We start from the raw sequence: 15522 nt of genomic DNA on the forward strand, positions 1-15522 counted from the left end.
GGGCCGCAGTACCCCCGCCGCGCCATGCGTGCTATGCCGCAGGAGCAGCGGCAGGGAGCAAGAGCGATGCAGGACCAACAGGACTGGCGGCCCCTCACCATCGGCACGGCATCGCTGATGGAGAAATTCGCGCTGCTGCTGCTGTTCAGCCTGCTGCTGATCGGCGTCTATCTGGTGCTCAGGCCCTTCATGCTCGGGCTGGTCTTCGGGGCGATCCTCGCCGTCGCGGCCTGGCCCCTGCGCAGCTGGCTGGTGGGCAAGGGCCTGTCCGGACTGGTGGCGGCCGGCATCATGCTCACCGCACTCCTGGTCTTCGTGCTGGTTCCCATGGCGCTGGCTGCGCCCGGGCTGGCCCTAGGCGTGAAGCAGCTGGCCGAGCAGGGCATGGGCTGGATTGCCTCCTCCCCGCCATTGCCCGGCTGGATCACCGGCCTGCCGCTGGTCGGGCCGAAGATGGCCGCGACGTGGGACGGCCTTCTCGCCCAGACGCCGGAATCGAACGCCATGCTGATGTCCTACGCTCAGCCGGTGCGGCAATTCCTCACCAATGCCGCGCTCGGCCTTGCCGCCAGCATCATGGACGTGGCGGTGGCCCTGATCGTTGCCACCACCTTCTGGTCGCGCGGCGACAGGATGGCCCTGGTGCTGCATGACAGCCTTGCCAGGCTGGGCGGCCCGCAGCTTGCCGCCCTGACCGACGTGGCGGCCAGCGCCACGCGCGGCGTGTTCTACGGCATCGTGGGCACCGCGGTGATCCAGGGCCTGCTGATGTGGGCCGGCCTCGTTCTCGCCGGCGTGCCGGGGGCGGCGCCGCTGGGCTTCGTCACGCTCATCTTCGCCATCAGCCAGTTCGGCGGCGCGCTCATCAACCTGGTGTGGGGCGGTGCCGCGTGGTGGCTCTATTCGACCTCCGGCATGGGGCCTGCCTTCTGGTTCGTGGTGGCCTGGGGCGTGATGGTGACATTCAGCGACAATCTGCTGAAGCCGCTGCTCATCGGCTCCAGCCTCAAGCTGCCGCTGATGCTGGTCATCCTCGGCGTGTTCGGCGGCTTCCTGTCCTTCGGCTTTCTCGGCCTGTTCATCGGCCCGACGCTGCTGGCGGTGGCCTTCGAGCTGCTGGCGGCGTGGCGGCGGCGGAAGCCCGAAGGCCAGGCTCAGTAGCCGGGATCGTCGATCACTGCCTCGGGCCGGGCGAAGGCCTCGAGCCGCGCCAGGTCGGTCACCTCCACCAGCTTGCCGGACACCTTGACGCCATGTTCCGCCAGCGCCGCGAAATTGCGTGACAGCACCTCGGGCGCAATGCCGAGCTTGGCGGCCAGCGTCTTCTTGTCGAAGGGAATGGTGAAGTGGCGGCTCCCGGCGTCACGCCGCACCTGGTGCAGGAGCCAGTTGGCGAGGCGCTCCATGCTGGAACGGAGCTTCAGGTTGCTCACCTCCTTCACCAGCCGGCGATAGCCGCGGGCCAGGTCGGCGGCGCATTTCTCCGCGAAGGCGGGGTCCTGCCGGAACACCGCGCGCACGGCATCGGCCGGCACCAGCAGCAGCCGCACGGGGGTGAGGGCCCGCGCCGACTTCAGATAGGCGCTGTCGAGAAACACCGCCGCGAGGATGAAGCTCTCGCCGGCATCGAGCACGTCGACCGTCGTCTCGCGGTCACGGTAACGCGTGAACACCTCCACCCGGCCCTCGACGACGACGTGCAGGAACGCCGGCCGGTCCCCCTGCCGGATCAGCTCGGCCTGGGCGGGAAAGCGCTGCAGCAGCGCACCCGCCATGAGCTGGCCTGTGCCCGCCTCGGACAAGCCGTCGAAATAGGGCAGCGCAAGGGAAATCCGTTCTTCTTCGGCACGCACGATAGGTTCTCCTCGTGGCCCGCCGGGGCCGCGCACGAGATAAGCACAAATCCGGCCGTCATGGGGTAGGCCCGTTGCGGGTGGGCGGCAGAATCACGGCGGCCCCCCCTGCAGTTGCGCGCGCATGGCTTGCAGCGGGCGCTGCCGCGTGCTGAGTACGCCGATGACACACCAGCCGGGATCAACCGACATGAAACTTGCTTCACTTGCACTGGGCGCGCTGGCGCTGGCCGCGGCTGGCGCACCCGCGATGGCCGATGGCTATCCCGCCATTCCGCTGTTCTCGGGCAACCGGACGGTGATGGATGAGGCAATCGCCTATCCCGCCGGCGGTGCGGCCCACGTCAACGCGCTGATCGTGGTGCTGGCGCCGGGCGAACGGACGGTGGAGCACAAGCATGGCGTGCCGACCTTCATCCACATCCTCGAAGGCGAGGTCACGGTCGACTATGACGGTCACGGCAAGCGCACCTACCGCCAGGGCGAATCCTTCCTCGAGGCGATGGGCGTGGCGCATGCGGGGCTGAACACCGGCACGGTGCCGGTGAAGATCCTTGCGGTCTACATGGGGGCCGAGGGCGCCACCGACACGATCAAGCTCAAGTGACCGGGGCCGACCCGCCTCGTCAGCGGAGCAGCGGCGAGCGGTTGAAGTCGCCGTCGCGGCGCCGCAGATAGCGGATGTAGAAGAACACGCTCACCCAGCTGACCAGCGCGGGGTAGAGCGCGAAAGTCCCATAGGCGAGGCTGTGCGGCTGCGTGGCGGCGACATAGGGCGCAAGCGTCACGCCCGAGAGAACGATCACCATGATGACTGCCATCGATTGCGCAATCTGCAGGGATCCGCGCAGCGCGGAGATCGCGACGAAGCCCCAGAAGAACATCATCATGAAGAAGCTGCTTTCGAGCTGGCGGCCCACCACGAAGGCATGAACCGCCAGTCCTGCCGCTATCCAGAACAACACCCAGTACCGCATCTGCGCCGCCGTCGATCCTGTTCCTGCTTGCAAGGCCTGCCGCGGCACAACTGCTGCGCGCGCCCTTCCGCAGCCTTGCTGAATCAACCGGTAACAGATGCTCCGCGGCTTGTCTCTCGGGATTCTGCGCATCCAGCCGGCTATTTACATGTAAGTATCTGCCTGCAATCAGCAGGAGAGTGACCGATCGATTCCATCGCCGCGATTGACAAATCATCAGTGCGCAGAGTCTAAGCGAACAGGCGCCGGCCGCCGGTGTTCAGGTGTGATGGAATGGAGTGGGTGTGGTGTTCGGACAGGTGTTCTCGTGGCTCTTCGTCGCAACACCCCTTTGGGTGAGCCTTTGCCTTCTGGCCGCCGTCGGCGCCATGGCCTGGCAGTTGCGTGCGATGGTCCGGCGGGCAGACCGCCACGCCCGCAGCATCGCGCACATGGACGAATGGGCCGACTCCGTCGACGACCTGCTGAAGCAGATGCAGGGCCGCGCCTGGCGCGCGCCGCCGCCGCCACCGGCCCAGCCGCGCCCCGCGGCCGATGCCAGGAAGTGGTGGCAGAGCTAGGCCTGCGTCAGGCTTCCGGCGGGCCGTTCCCGTCGGCAGGTCCCTGCATTGCCTGCCGCTCGCTCGGCACCTGCGCCAGAGTCGCCGCCAGTTCGCGGCTGAAGCTGCCATTGACCTCTTCCAGTTCCTTGCGGAAGCGCTCGACCGCGAGATAGATGAAGTCGACATAGCTCTCGAGCACCGCGTCGGTCGTCTCCATCGCGGTCTTGCGGAACTGCTCGTCGAGGCCCTCGGAGCGCTCTGCGATGTCGGCGAATGACTGCTCCATGCTGGTCTGCAGCGAGTGCAGCATGTCCTGGTTCATCGACGCGAGGCGTACAGGCACGGCCTCCACGATGCCGCGCATCTGCTCGGACAGGGCGTTGAGCGAACCCTTGAGCGAGCCGTCGGCCCTGGCGATCTCGGCCTCGACGTGCTGCGCGAGGACGATGGGCATGTCGTGCAGCGCCGTGCTGATGCGGCCCGAGATGCGCTCCGCCGTCTCGTTGATGAGGGCCTCGAAGCGCGCCGTGTCGGAACTCACGCGCTGCATGAGCTCGGTCGACCCGGCGGCAAGCCTGGTCTGCAGGCTCATGGTGGATGTCTCGACGTCGCGGCTGACGGTGCTGACGACCCGCGCCGCGGCTTCGTGCAGTTCCGCCACGCAGCTGCGGAGGTTCGCTTCGATGCGCTGGTCGAGTGCCGCCATCGATCCGCTGACGCCCGCCAGCGCCTGCTCCGCGGCGGCCGACACCAGCGCCACGGGCTGCTGCAGGCTGTCGACGGCGGCCGCCGCTGTGCCGGCAAGCTGATTCAATTCGTGCGACAGGCTGGAAACCCGCGCCGTCTCGTCGGCGACGACCATGCCGATCATGTCACGGAACTGGCCGGCATGCGCCTCCACCGCCTCCCGGAAGATCTCTGTGGTGGTCGACGCGACGCTGTTGAACAGCCCGCGGCTCTGGTCGAGCGCCACGGTGATGTCCTTCGCCAGCTGGTCGATGACCTCGATATTGGCGGTGGACAGCATGGCCGCGTCGGCGATGGTCTCCGACAGCGGGCTCAGCCGCCCGATGGTGGCCTCGAGCTGTTCGGGCAGCCGGCCGAGCGAGGCCTCGAACTTCAGCATGCGCTTCTCGATCTCCGGCGCCACCGTGTGGTTGGCGTTGTTGAACACCTCGAGACAGGTCTTCAGGTCCTGCGTGTTCTGCTGCAGGCGCCCGCCCACCGTGTCGAGGATCGCGCCGGCGTTCTGCGACACGGCCTCGAGCGACAGTACCGACGTCTCGAGCCTGGCGATCACCGGCAGGATCTCGGTCGAGATCATCAGGCCGGTGCGCTGCAGGGCCTCGCGCTGCGTCTCGTTGGCCTCCACGATGCTGCGCAGGGTGGTGATGCTGGCATCGGCCGCTTCGGTGGAGTGATGCGTGGCTGCGGCGATCTGCTTCGCCATCTGCGTGCTCTTGGCATCGAGCAGGGCCATGCGGCTGTCGATCTCGGCGAACATCTGGTCGAAGGAGGCGCTGATCCGGCGCCCGGCATTTTCGGCAACCGCGCTGGGCTCGAACATGCGCTGTGTGGCCAGCACGATGCGGCGCATCATCTCGGTGTTGACGGCCTGGCGGTGGGCGGAAAGCGCGAAGACCCAGGGCAGCGCCGCGATCACCGCCAGCGCCGCCCAGAAGCCGGAAAACTGCCCGGGCGTGCGGATCAGCGCGGCGAGCTGCGGCCCGTTGGCGAAGCCCATGAGGGCCGCGAACAGCAGGCCGAACAACAGGCTGGCGGCAGCGGCCGTCCAGAAGTGGCGCGAGCCGGCAAACTCCGGCGCGGCTGCAGGCATGGTGCGGGCGCGGCGCCGGTCATCATTGGCCGGGCGGGCATGCACCGGCGGCGCCTCGGCCGGATCCTTGCGGGAAGACAGCGGCCGCATGGCCGGCGCGTCGTCGGACCAGAAGCCGGCCTGCTCCTGCGCATTCTCGAGGAAGATCTCATCCAGCTGCAAGCCATTGGCCGGTTTCTTTCTGGACGCCGTCATGTTCACAAATCCCCCGGGCCCGGTGTGAGGCCTCATGTGTGTGAGCCCCCACAAGCTGTGAGACCTCATATATGTAAACGATTGTAGTCCTTCACCGCGGCAAGCAAACCGAAATCCGGCGAACTGTGGATAAGTACCTCGCAATTGGCCGGCACGCCCCGGCATATCCAATCACCAATTGTGCCTTGGTGTCGTGCAGATTGCGTCATGGCCGCAGCGCCGGGGGCGGGCGCAGGCCGGTGCGCCCGTCACAGGATCATGATTCGGATCACATAGGCCACGGCGCCCACGACGGCGACCCCGGCCAGATAGAGGCCGAGGAACCACAGCCAGCGTCGCATCAGTGATAGGTCTCGTCCGGCCGCACCTTGCCGCGGAACACCCAGTAGGAATAGGCGGTGTAGGCGAGGATCATCGGCACCAGCACCACCGCGCCCACCAGCAGGAAGCGCAGCGAGGTGTCAGGCGCGGCCGCCTCCCAGATGGTGACGGAAGGCGGGATCAGGTGCGGGTAGAAGCTGATGCCGAGGCCCACGTAGCTCAGGATGAAGATCGCCACGGTGGCGAGGAAGGGCCGGTGGGTGAGCCCGTCGCGCAACCCCGTCCACAGCATCCAGGCGGCACCTGCCAGCAGCAGGGGCACGATGGCGCTGTAAAGCCCCGATGGCCAGCCGAACCAGCGCGCCAGATATTCCGGCCGCAGCAGCGGCGTCGCCATGCTGACGGCGCCGATCAGGGCGAGCAGGGCAAGGCCCAGGGGCTTCGCCAGGCGCCGGGCGCGGGCCAGCGTCTCGCCCTCGGTCTTCATGATCAGCCAGGTGGCGCCCAGCGTGGCATAGCCCACGACCAGCGCCACGGCGGTGAGCAGCGAGAAGGGCGTCAGCCAGTCCCAGTTGCCGCCGCCATAGCCCCGGCCGGACACCGTGATGCCCTGCACCAGCGTTCCGAGCGCCATGCCCTGGGCGATGGCCGCCACCAGCGACCCGCCCCAGAAGGCCACCTCCCAGAACAGCTTCATGCGCTCCGTGCGGTGCACGAATTCGAAGGCGACGCCGCGGAAGATCAGCCCCAGCAGCATGGCGATGATCAGCGGATAGAGCGCCGGCATGACGATGGCATAGGCCAGCGGGAACACCGCGAAGAGGCCGCCGCCGCCCAGCACCAGCCAGGTTTCGTTGCCGTCCCACACCGGCGCCACGCTGCTCATCGCCAGCATGCGCTCGTCGCGGTCCTTCAGGAAGGGGAAGAGAATGCCGATGCCGAGGTCGAAACCATCGAGCAGCACATACATCAGCACGGCGACGGCGATGAGCCCGGCCCAGATGAAGGCATAGTCGATCACCATGGCTTATTCTCCCACCTGGGCAATCGGTGTGATTCCCGCCGTGCGCGTCGGCCCGATCTCGTCGATGGTGACGCGGTCCTCGGGCGTGCGCGCCATCAGCCGCAGCGCATAGAAGGCGCCGGAGCCGAAGACGAAGAAATAGATGATCACGAAGGCGGTGAGCGAGGAGCCCACCGCATCCGCCCGCAGCGCCGAGGCACTGTCGGCGGTGCGCAGCAGGCCATAGACGGTGAAGGGCTGGCGGCCCACCTCGGTGGTGATCCAGCCGCACAGCACGGCAAGGAAGCCCGCAGGCCCCATGGCCACTGCGGCGCGGTGCAGCCAGGGCCACTCGTAAAGCCGCCCCTTGAGGCGGGCGAGGCCCGACCACAGGCCGAGCAGCAGCATGAGCATGCCCACGCCCACCATGATGCGGAAGCTCCAGAAGATGATGGCGGCCGGCGGCCGGTCTTCCTTCGGGAAGCCGTCGAGGCCGATCAGCGGCTTGTCGAGGCTGTGGGTGAGGATGAGCGAGCCGAGGAGCGGAATTTCCACCGCGTAGTTGGTGGTGCTGGTCGCCTCGTCCGGCATGCCGAACAGGATGAGCGGCGCGCGGCCCTGCGGATAGGTTTCGAAATGGCCTTCGATCCCGGCGATCTTGGCGGGCTGGTATTGCAGCGTGTTCAGGCCATGCGCGTCGCCGGCGAAGAGCTGGATCGGCGTCACGACCAGCGCCATCCACATGGCCATGGAGAACATGATGCGGGCGCCGCGGTTGCCGGGGGTCTTCAGCAGGTGCCAGGCGCCGGTGGCACCGACCACGAAGGCGGTGGTGAGATAGGCCGCCAGCACCATGTGCACGAAGCGGTAGGGGAATGACGGGTTGAAGATGATGGCCAGCCAGTCCTCCGGCACGAACTGGCCGTCGGCATTCAGCGAATGGCCCTGCGGGGTCTGCATCCAGCTGTTCACGCTCAGGATCCAGAAGGCCGAGAGCAGCGTGCCCCCCGCCACCACGGCGGTGGCCGCCATGTGCAGGCCATCGCCCACCCGCCGGCGGCCGAACAGCATGATGCCGAGGAACCCGGCCTCGAGGAAGAAGGCGGTTAGCACCTCGTAGCCGATCAGCGGCCCCAGCACCGGCCCCACCTTGTCGGCGAAGACCGGCCAGTTGGTGCCGAACTGGTAGGACATGACCACGCCGGAGACGACCCCCATGCCGAACACCACCGCGAAGATCGTCTTCCACTGCTCGAACACGGCGAGATAGGCCTCGTCGCGCGTCCACAGCCACATCGCGTTCAGCACCGCGAGATAGCTTGCGAGCCCGATGGTGAAGGCCGGGAAGATGATGTGGGCCGACACCGTGAAGGCAAACTGCATGCGCGCCAGGTCAAGGGCCGAAATGTCACCGAACATGCTGCCCCTCAGTCATCCTGCCGTTCCCTCATTGACCGCTCACAACTCTAGCCTCCCCGCTGGCAGGCCACTAATGATTTTCCGCGCGCCGCCTCATTCCACTGGCTGGAAGCTGGCGGGGTCCTGCAGCAGCCCGACCGCCTGCAGCACCATCCGGCCGTCCGGCGTCTCGGGATCGAACATCACGTCATGCGGACCCATGACGGACAGCACCCGGCCATCGACCCGCAGCACCGGCTGCCCGAAGGGTGGCGGCGCGTCCGGCTTCTGCGCGGCATCCCACGCGGCCGCATCGAAGTAATAGGCGCTGAACAGGATGGTCTTCTCCCCGTCCCGGGGCTGGAAATAGACCACCACCGCGGAGCGCGCCCCGGCGGCCTGCACCTCACCCGCCCAGCTTCCGGTGAGCGGACCCGTTGACAGATGGGCGGCAATCTCCGCCGGCACCACGAAGCCATAGGGAATGGGCGACAGGGCCACCCAGGCATTGTCCGCCCGGGCGGGCAGGGCGGCGGCGAGCAGCAGGAACAGGCCAAGCAGCATGGTTTTCATGGCCCTGGCCTAGCGCGAGTCGCGGGCCACAACAATTCCACGCCCGGCGGGGCTTCGGGGGGGCACGCGTAAGGCAATCTTAACCATGTCGCGCAATCGTTTGTTATCCATAGCAACGATGGGTCAGCGCCATGTCAGACCAACTTCTCGCCCAGCTTCCGTGGTTCCGGAGCTACATCGAATCGGGCCGGGCGCCGGCATGGACCATGGGCCCTTCGGACCTGCACGGCTTCCTCACCGCGCTTGCCATGGCAGGGCCGGTGCCTGATGGACACTGGACCAGCTGGGTGTGGTCCGGCGAGGTGCCGGAATTCGCCTCCGGTGACGAGGAGCAGAACGTGCTTGACGAGCTTCTGGCGCTCGAGGACCAGGTGCGCCGCGGGCTGGGCAGCTTCCGGCCGCTGAGCGTCACCACGCTGCCGCATGCCGGGGGTGGCTGGTACTTCGTCGCTGACTGGGCGGAGGGCTTCCTGCAGGCGATCGAAGCCAATCCCCAGCCCTGGCAGGTGGCCCTCGACGAGGCCGAAACCTCGCTCTCGGTGGTGCTCGGCACCTGCTACAACAACCATGATGACGACAATCAGGGCTATGTCGGGCTCGAGGCGCTGGACGAGATCAACTACCATATCCGGCAGCTGCACAAGGTGATGCGCAATGCCGCCGGGCAGGCCATCGCCCGCGCCGCCTGAGCGGCTTGAGCGCCGCCGCGGGGACGTCATAGGATCGGTCCCATGACCGACCACGAAACGCCGCCCAAAGCACCGCAACGCGTGATGCTGCTGGGCGCCACCGGCACCATCGGCCGCGCCGCGGCCCAGGCGCTCATCGCCGACGGCCATCGCGTGGTCTGCTTCGTGCGGCCCGGCGCGTCTGGTCTTCCCGAGGGCAGCGTCGTCCGCTTCGGCCAGGTCACCGACCCCGCCTCCCTGCGCCGTGACGGCTTCGCCGGCGAGCGCTTCGACGTTCTCGTTTCCTGCCTCGCCTCGCGCAGCGGCGCCCCGGCGGATGCCTGGGCCATCGACCACGCGGCCCACCTCGCCGCCTTGGACGAGGCGAAGCGGGCGGGCGTGCGCCATGTGGTGCTGCTCTCGGCCATCTGCGTGCAGAAGCCGAAGCTCGCCTTCCAGCACGCCAAGCTCGCCTTCGAGAATGCGCTCATCGAGAGCGGGCTGGACCATTCGATCGTGCGGCCCACCGCCTATTTCAAGTCGCTCTCGGGCCAGATCGGCAGGTTGGCCAAGGGCAAGCCCTTCCTGCTCTTCGGCAATGGTGAACTGACGGCGACCAAGCCCATCAGCGACGCCGATCTCGGCCGCTATCTGGCGCTGTGCCTCAGCGATCCGTCGCTGCGCGGCATCCTGCCCATCGGCGGACCGGGTCCTGCCTTCACCCCGCGCCAGCAGGGCGAATGGCTGTTCGAACTCATGGGCACCACGCCGCGCTTCCGCCACGTGCCCGTGGCGCTGCTCGACGGCATCATTGCGCTGCTGTCGGCGCTGGGCGTCCTGTCGCCTGCGCTGCGGGCCAAGGCGGAACTGGCCCGCATCGGCCGCTACTACGCCACCGAGTCGATGCTGGTGTGGGACGCGGCCTTAGGCCGCTATGACGCGGAGGCGACGCCGAGCTTCGGCAGCGAAACCCTGCGCGAGCACCACGCCGCGATCATCGCGGGCGCCCCCGGCCAGGACCTCGGCGCGCACCGCGTGTTCTGATCAGGTGATGACGAGCTCGACGCCCTTGTGCAGCTTCTGCAGGTTGGGCAGCGATTTCGACTGCCACGGAATGCGGGTGGAGCCCAGCACCTTCACCGGAAGCTCGGGGTGCTTCCTCAGCTCGATGGTGAACTTGGCGAGGAGGTTGATGCCGGAGCTGTTGAGGAATTCGAGCTGCGTGAGGTCGAGCACCATGTTCTGCGGCTTCTCGGCCAGCACCGCCTGCATCAGCTCGAGGATCGGCTGGTAGGCATCGGTTCCCGACAGCCGGAGCGTTCCTTCGTAATGGATGGTGGAGCCTTCGTTCCACACATTGTATTCGCCGGTCTTGATTTCCATGTGAGGCAAACCTTTGGAGTTCAGTTGAGGGTGAGGGCGGCGTGGGTGCTGAGCGTCACCGCCGCGCCGGAGGTGGAGGTGCGGAAGTCCCAGCCGAGACGCGCCCCGTAATCATTCATCAGCGTGAGCAGGCCGAGGCCCGAGGCCGAGGACGTCTCGTCCGCCGCGTTGGCCTCGATGCGTTCGATCAGCAACTCGCCGGGATCGCGCGAGGTGATCTCCTCGATCAGCGACTGGAAGCGCAGGGCCACGTCTTCCGCCGTGTCGTTGCTGACGGTGAGCTCGAAGTTGCCGCTAGCCAGCGAGCAGTCAACCCGGATGGCGCCGGGCACCCGGAACTTGATGGCGTTCTCCAGGAGCTCGTTGACCAGGTAGACGATGGCGTGGCGCGCCTCGTTGTAGTCGGCGCCGCTCTTCGCATGGTGGAGCGCGAAGGCATCGCCGAGGAATTCGCAGGTCTCGCTGGCATGCTGCCAGCTCACCCCCAGCGGCCCATCCGAGATGACGAGCCGCATGGCAAAGGCCCCGGCGGGATTGTGACGCGCAATGTCTCCGAATTGCTTCATGCTTCACCTGTGCTTCAGAACGACGAGGGTGATGTCGTCGTGAACCTTCTGCTTGCCGATATGCGCCCTGAGGTCGGCGATGATGGTGGCGGCGATCAGGCCGGCGGGCTCGTGGTGCGAGCGCCTGGCGGAGGCGACGAGATTGTCGATGCCGTAGAGCCGGCCGTCCTCGCTCTCCGCCTCGGTGATGCCGTCGGTGAACAGCACCATCACGTCGCCCCTTGCGAAGGGCACGGTGGTGCTGGCCAGGAAGTCGTTGATGTTGGCTTCGAGGCCGATGGGGAAGCCGAGGTCCATGGTGTCCAGCCGCTCCACCGCGCCATCGGCCCGGATGATGATCACTTCCTCGTGCTGGCCCGAGATCGTCACCGCATCATCAGCATAGTCGACGAAGGCCAGCGACAAATGCCGGTCGGTGCGGGTGCGCTCGACGTTCTTGTAGATCGAGCGGTTGAGCACGTCGAGGAACTCGCGGGGATCGGTGACGCCGCGTTCGTAGAGGGCACGGCTCACCGACTGCACCATCAGCATCAGCACGCCGCTTTCAACGCCATGCCCGGTCACGTCGCCGATGCCGATCTTGGCGCCGCCGGGAATGTAGAGGACGTCGTAATAGTCGCCGCCCACCTCGTCGGCGGGCTCGGCATAGCTGGCGATGTCGAGGTCGGGAATGCGTTCGAGCTCGCCCTGCGCCGGCATCACCATCATCTGGATCTTGCGGGCCACGTCCAGCTCGGCACCGAGCCGCAGGTTCTCGTCCTTCATCTTGTCGTAGAGGCGCTGGATCTCGTCATTGGCGGAGGCCAGCTGGCTGGTGCGCTCGGCGACACGGTGTTCCAGCATCTCCGTGTGCTCGCGGATCTCGCGCGCCATGGAGTTGAAGGCGCTGCCGACGAGCGCCACCTCGTCGCGGCCCTTCACCGGAACCTGCACGTCATAATCGCCGCGCGTCAGCCGGCCGGCCGCATCGGCGAGGTTGACGAGCCCCGCCGTGAAGCGCCGCGACAGCGGGATCGACAGCGCCAGCACCAGCGCCAGGAAGCCGAGCACCGAGGCGAGGATGCCCTTGACGATGCTGTTCGTGGCGCTGCTGATCTGCTTCTGCGCACCATAGAGCGAGGCATAGATCTCGCTGTCCGGCACCACGAAGCCGAGCATCAGGTTCTCCGCCGCGATGCCCTTGTTGGGCTGCCACATGTTCATCGGCTCGATCGGGTGCATGACGACGAGCAGGCCCATCGGCTTGCCGTCCTTCTCCACCGTCACGTGATCGATGGTGGTGGCGCCGGGCCGCGGCATGCGCAGGCTGGCGACATCCTTGAACGTGCTCTTCAGCAGGCTGCGCTCATGGCCGGTCACGCCGGCACCCGTGGCGGATACCTCGGTGAGGCCGAGCAGGGATTCACCCTCGGGGGTGATGGTGAGCACATTGCCGTTCTGCTGCGAAAGGAAGGCAAAGCCGGTTTCGGCGATCTTGACGTCCTCGACCAGCTGGGTGAGCTGCTCCAGCGTCACGTCCATCGCCACCATGCCGGCCACCGCGTCGCGCGAGCGGGTGTAGAGCGGGTGGAAATAGCTGACGATCAGCTTGCCGGTGATGGCGTCGACATAGGGCGACAGCACGGTGATGTCGGTCGGCACCGGCCGGGTGGACGGGTCCTTGAGCCAGCTCTCCCACGCCTCGTAGACGCCGGGAAAGAAGAAGTCCCACCAGTTCTGGCTGTTGTTGCCGGGATAGAGCTGGTCGAAGGTCTGCGCCTGGTCGGAATAGGGCATGGTGCGCATGATCGGCCGTTCCTTGGGGCCGACGTAATACATCTGCAGCTTGTCCTGGCCCGACGTCATCAGCGAGGGCACCACGAGGTCGAAGAACTGGGTGTTGCGCACCGCCTCGAGCACGTCCGGCCGCATGCGGCCGTTTTCGTCGAGCAGGTAGCCCCACACGCTGATCACCGAGGGCTCGCCGCGCGCGTTCTGCATCCAGTTGGCCGCGCTGTTGTAGGTCATCTTGTCGCTGAAACCGGGATATTGCTCGAGGAAGGCGTTGAGGTCCTGGTTCAGCTGCGGATTGTCGATGAGGCTCTGGCTCAGCTTCGCGAGGCCCGTCACCTGGTCGAAGGTGCGGTTGAACATCAGCGTCGCGCGCTGCGACGTCATGTTGATGTAGCGGGTGAGATATTCCTCGTTGGCCTTGGTGAGGCCGCTCTCGATTTCGGCCGAGGCATCATGCGACAGCTTGCCGACGTTCCACAGCCCGACGCCGCCGCCCACCAGCAGCGACAGCAGAACCGTGGCCCCGATGAGGGCGATGAACTTGGTGCGGAAGCTGGTGAAGGCGCCTCCCTTCACCGGCGGCATGGCGGCGCTGCCGTTCACGAAGGTTTCCTTCCCGAGGCGGCCCAGATCGGCCACCCGGCATAGCCCTTGGGGTGAAGGGCCGCGTAGATGTGGTCTTGGAAGCCCTGGCGGAACCTGGCGATGAACTCCGGCGAGTCGCCCCGGTCACGCGCCATTTCGCCGGCATAGACGTTTTCCCAGGACTGGATGATGTCGGCGAAGCTCTGCGGGTCGCCGTCGAGGTTGGTGACCATGAAGCTGTCGACGCGGATGTCCTCGAAGCCCGCATCGATCAGGTAGCGGCGGCTCTTGGGGCCCAGTTCGATGTCCATCTTGTAGTCGGCCCACAGGCGCGCCACCTCGTTGTAGGTCCACTGGATGGACTCGGCGCGCGGCTCGCCCAGGCAATGCGAGTTCTTCTCGTTGGTGATGTAGACGCGCCCGCCCGGCTTGCAGATGCGGTAAAGCTCGCGGAGGATCAGCTCCGGCCGGTCGAACACCTGCAGCGAATGGCGGCAGGTGACGAAGTCGAACTGGTTGTCCTCCAGCACCATCTCGGAGGCGTCGCCATAGACGTATTCGATTCCACTGACGCCGAAATCAGCCGCCACCTTGCGGGCATAGTCGAGGCTGGAGCGCGAATGGTCGAGCGCCAGGATGCTGGCGGGCTTCAGCTCCTTCTGCACCAGGACGGCGAAGTCGCCGATGCCGCAGCACACGTCCGCCATCGCCATGCCGGGCCTGAGCCCGTGGCGCGGCAGGAGGTGCTTCTCGTGCTGCCAGGTCAGCTTGGTCTGGGCGCGCAGGATGGGGATGAAGCCGCCTTCCTCGAGGTAGGACTGGCCGGGATAGAAGTCCTTGTCGTATTCATTGACGGAGACGTTTGGCAGCAGCCGGGCGAGCGGCAGGAACTTGCGCGTCGACCAGCCCATGACGCTCGACGTCACCACCTCGACGCGGAGGTCGGGCCGCCCGCCGCACACCTGCGACACCAGCCCCGCGATGACGCGGAAGGCCACGTTGTTGAGCCGCGCCAGGCGTTTCACATTGAGGTAGAAGGTGCCCTTCACCTGTCCCAGCGCTTCGCCCAGAGACTGGGCCAGTGGCCTGATCTCGTCCTCGCTGCGCGGGCGCAGCTTGCCGGCGATGACGAATTCCTGGTTGTTCTCGTTGAAGCTGGCCTGGTAGCCGCGGTCGGGGCTCATGCCGCGGCTCCTTCCAGCGCCATCTCGGCCGCGAGCTTCAACCGGTTGCCCTGTTCCGGCTGGATGGAGATGCGGGCGCGATAGTCGACCGCCACTTCGAGCAGGCCCAGGTGCGGGTCGGCGCGCCCGGGTGAAAACAGGGCCGCGTGATAGGTCTCCGCCAGGTCCGGCTGGCTCAGCCGCCGCGCTGCCTCGCTGTAGAAGGACAGGGCCGCGGCGTCGCAGGGCAGGTCGAGCTCGATCACGTCCGCATCGCCCGCACGGCTCACCCGGCAGGAAAAGTCTCCCTCCGGGCCATGATGCGCGAAGGCGGTCTCGAGCAGCTCGTTGAGGGCGGAGCTCATCAGGTTGGCGTAGAGCAGGGAGTCGGTGCGGTTGTGGCTCACCATGCGGGCGAGGTAGGAGGAGATGCGGTCGCAGTGCAGCCACTCCGAGGCGAAGGCCTCGATTCCCATGGAGATTTCGACTAGCGGTCTGGTGCCACTCATTCCCTTGGTCCCGGCATGTCCTCAGGCGGCACGGTGGACGGCCCGCGGCAATCCACTGAGGAAGGTTGCAAATCAGAAACTTACGACAGCTGCCGCCGCGCGCCGGATGCTAGCGGCAGGCCCCTGTGCGAACAAGAAGATTTAGCTTGCGCGGGAGCCGGGCGCGGCACAGTTTC

General features: G+C 66.8%; 16 protein-coding genes. 5 read left to right on the top strand and 11 right to left on the bottom strand.

Annotated elements, in window-relative coordinates; translation table 11 throughout:
* Positions 1-66 precede the first annotated feature (66 nt).
* A complete protein-coding gene (locus DK847_RS17615) occupies positions 67-1161 on the top strand; it encodes an AI-2E family transporter (protein WP_161957354.1) in 1095 nt (364 codons plus the stop codon).
* On the opposite strand, the gene DK847_RS17620 is transcribed toward DK847_RS17615, so the two are convergent.
* Entirely contained in the window at positions 1155-1853 is a 699-nt protein-coding gene (locus DK847_RS17620; RefSeq protein WP_161957355.1) for a cyclic nucleotide-binding domain-containing protein, read from the bottom strand. The genes DK847_RS17615 and DK847_RS17620 overlap by 7 nt on opposite strands.
* Positions 1854-2043: 190 nt before the next feature.
* On the opposite strand from DK847_RS17620, the gene DK847_RS17625 reads away from it, so the two are divergent.
* Positions 2044-2460 (top strand): cupin domain-containing protein, encoded by a 417-nt coding sequence (locus DK847_RS17625; protein ID WP_161957356.1) that lies wholly within the window; start codon positions 2044-2046, stop codon positions 2458-2460.
* 19 nt (positions 2461-2479) lie between these two features.
* Here the strand turns inward: DK847_RS17625 and DK847_RS17630 are convergent, their stop codons facing one another.
* Entirely contained in the window at positions 2480-2830 is a 351-nt protein-coding gene (locus DK847_RS17630) for a hypothetical protein (RefSeq protein ID WP_111199857.1), read from the bottom strand.
* Positions 2831-3117: 287 nt separating this feature from the next.
* Between DK847_RS17630 and DK847_RS17635 the strand changes: the two genes are divergently transcribed.
* Positions 3118-3390, top strand: a complete 273-nt coding sequence (locus DK847_RS17635; protein ID WP_146256175.1) for a hypothetical protein — start codon at positions 3118-3120, stop codon at positions 3388-3390.
* 7 nt (positions 3391-3397) lie between these two features.
* Here DK847_RS17635 and DK847_RS17640 read toward each other — a convergent pair whose 3' ends face one another.
* The 4 genes from DK847_RS17640 to DK847_RS17660 all read right to left on the bottom strand — a co-directional run bounded on the left by DK847_RS17640 (position 3398) and on the right by DK847_RS17660 (position 8699).
* The gene (locus DK847_RS17640; RefSeq protein ID WP_111199859.1) at positions 3398-5404 is read right to left on the bottom strand and encodes a hypothetical protein; all 2007 of its coding nucleotides are present in this window, start codon (positions 5402-5404) and stop codon (positions 3398-3400) included.
* Between the two features lie 340 nt (positions 5405-5744).
* Positions 5745-6749: a cytochrome d ubiquinol oxidase subunit II gene (cydB, locus tag DK847_RS17650; protein WP_111199861.1), complete on the bottom strand. Its 1005-nt coding sequence runs from the start codon at positions 6747-6749 to the stop codon at positions 5745-5747.
* A gap of 3 nt (positions 6750-6752) precedes the next feature.
* The gene (locus DK847_RS17655; RefSeq protein WP_111199862.1) at positions 6753-8147 is read right to left on the bottom strand and encodes a cytochrome ubiquinol oxidase subunit I; all 1395 of its coding nucleotides are present in this window, start codon (positions 8145-8147) and stop codon (positions 6753-6755) included.
* 93 nt (positions 8148-8240) lie between these two features.
* Complete coding sequence (locus tag DK847_RS17660; protein WP_111199863.1) at positions 8241-8699, bottom strand: hypothetical protein; 459 nt, start codon at positions 8697-8699, stop codon at positions 8241-8243.
* Between the two features lie 131 nt (positions 8700-8830).
* Between DK847_RS17660 and DK847_RS17665 the strand changes: the two genes are divergently transcribed.
* Both DK847_RS17665 and DK847_RS17670 read left to right on the top strand, forming a co-directional pair.
* Positions 8831-9388 (top strand): UPF0149 family protein, encoded by a 558-nt coding sequence (locus DK847_RS17665; protein WP_111199864.1) that lies wholly within the window; start codon positions 8831-8833, stop codon positions 9386-9388.
* 42 nt (positions 9389-9430) lie between these two features.
* Complete coding sequence (locus tag DK847_RS17670; RefSeq protein WP_111199865.1) at positions 9431-10411, top strand: NAD(P)H-binding protein; 981 nt, start codon at positions 9431-9433, stop codon at positions 10409-10411.
* Here DK847_RS17670 and DK847_RS17675 read toward each other — a convergent pair whose 3' ends face one another.
* Genes DK847_RS17675 through DK847_RS17695 form a run of 5 tightly spaced genes read right to left on the bottom strand, consistent with a single transcriptional unit; the run spans position 10412 to position 15346 of the window.
* Positions 10412-10750, bottom strand: coding sequence for a slr1659 superfamily regulator (locus DK847_RS17675; protein WP_111199866.1), 339 nt, complete (start codon positions 10748-10750; stop codon positions 10412-10414). It lies immediately after the preceding gene.
* Positions 10751-10770: 20 nt separating this feature from the next.
* Positions 10771-11316, bottom strand: coding sequence for a slr1658 superfamily regulator (locus DK847_RS17680; RefSeq protein WP_245414662.1), 546 nt, complete (start codon positions 11314-11316; stop codon positions 10771-10773).
* 3 nt (positions 11317-11319) lie between these two features.
* Complete coding sequence (locus DK847_RS17685) at positions 11320-13674, bottom strand: SpoIIE family protein phosphatase (RefSeq protein WP_111199914.1); 2355 nt, start codon at positions 13672-13674, stop codon at positions 11320-11322.
* Between the two features lie 14 nt (positions 13675-13688).
* Positions 13689-14858 (bottom strand): class I SAM-dependent methyltransferase, encoded by a 1170-nt coding sequence (locus DK847_RS17690; protein ID WP_111199867.1) that lies wholly within the window; start codon positions 14856-14858, stop codon positions 13689-13691.
* On the bottom strand, positions 14855-15346 hold the full coding sequence (locus DK847_RS17695) for a ubiquinone biosynthesis methyltransferase UbiE (RefSeq protein WP_146256176.1): 492 nt from the start codon (positions 15344-15346) through the stop codon (positions 14855-14857). Before DK847_RS17695 ends, DK847_RS17690 begins: the two co-directional genes overlap by 4 nt.
* Positions 15347-15522 lie beyond the last annotated feature (176 nt).

It is taken from the genome of Aestuariivirga litoralis, from assembly GCF_003234965.1.
GTDB lineage: Bacteria > Pseudomonadota > Alphaproteobacteria > Rhizobiales > Aestuariivirgaceae > Aestuariivirga > Aestuariivirga litoralis.

What these genes read in the sequence shown, in the direction of transcription:
- cydB (WP_111199861.1), bottom strand. Translation starts at nt 6,749, where the DNA reads ATGGTGATCGACTATGCCTTCATCTGGGCCGGGCTCATCGCCGTCGCC.
- DK847_RS17695 (WP_146256176.1), bottom strand. Translation starts at nt 15,346, where the DNA reads ATGAGTGGCACCAGACCGCTAGTCGAAATCTCCATGGGAATCGAGGCC.
- DK847_RS17670 (WP_111199865.1), top strand. Translation starts at nt 9,431, where the DNA reads ATGACCGACCACGAAACGCCGCCCAAAGCACCGCAACGCGTGATGCTG.
- DK847_RS17685 (WP_111199914.1), bottom strand. Translation starts at nt 13,674, where the DNA reads ATGCCGCCGGTGAAGGGAGGCGCCTTCACCAGCTTCCGCACCAAGTTC.
- DK847_RS17655 (WP_111199862.1), bottom strand. Translation starts at nt 8,147, where the DNA reads ATGTTCGGTGACATTTCGGCCCTTGACCTGGCGCGCATGCAGTTTGCC.
- DK847_RS17615 (WP_161957354.1), top strand. Translation starts at nt 67, where the DNA reads ATGCAGGACCAACAGGACTGGCGGCCCCTCACCATCGGCACGGCATCG.
- DK847_RS17665 (WP_111199864.1), top strand. Translation starts at nt 8,831, where the DNA reads ATGTCAGACCAACTTCTCGCCCAGCTTCCGTGGTTCCGGAGCTACATC.
- DK847_RS17660 (WP_111199863.1), bottom strand. Translation starts at nt 8,699, where the DNA reads ATGAAAACCATGCTGCTTGGCCTGTTCCTGCTGCTCGCCGCCGCCCTG.
- DK847_RS17675 (WP_111199866.1), bottom strand. Translation starts at nt 10,750, where the DNA reads ATGGAAATCAAGACCGGCGAATACAATGTGTGGAACGAAGGCTCCACC.
- DK847_RS17680 (WP_245414662.1), bottom strand. Translation starts at nt 11,316, where the DNA reads ATGAAGCAATTCGGAGACATTGCGCGTCACAATCCCGCCGGGGCCTTT.
- DK847_RS17630 (WP_111199857.1), bottom strand. Translation starts at nt 2,830, where the DNA reads ATGCGGTACTGGGTGTTGTTCTGGATAGCGGCAGGACTGGCGGTTCAT.
- DK847_RS17625 (WP_161957356.1), top strand. Translation starts at nt 2,044, where the DNA reads ATGAAACTTGCTTCACTTGCACTGGGCGCGCTGGCGCTGGCCGCGGCT.
- DK847_RS17640 (WP_111199859.1), bottom strand. Translation starts at nt 5,404, where the DNA reads ATGACGGCGTCCAGAAAGAAACCGGCCAATGGCTTGCAGCTGGATGAG.
- DK847_RS17690 (WP_111199867.1), bottom strand. Translation starts at nt 14,858, where the DNA reads ATGAGCCCCGACCGCGGCTACCAGGCCAGCTTCAACGAGAACAACCAG.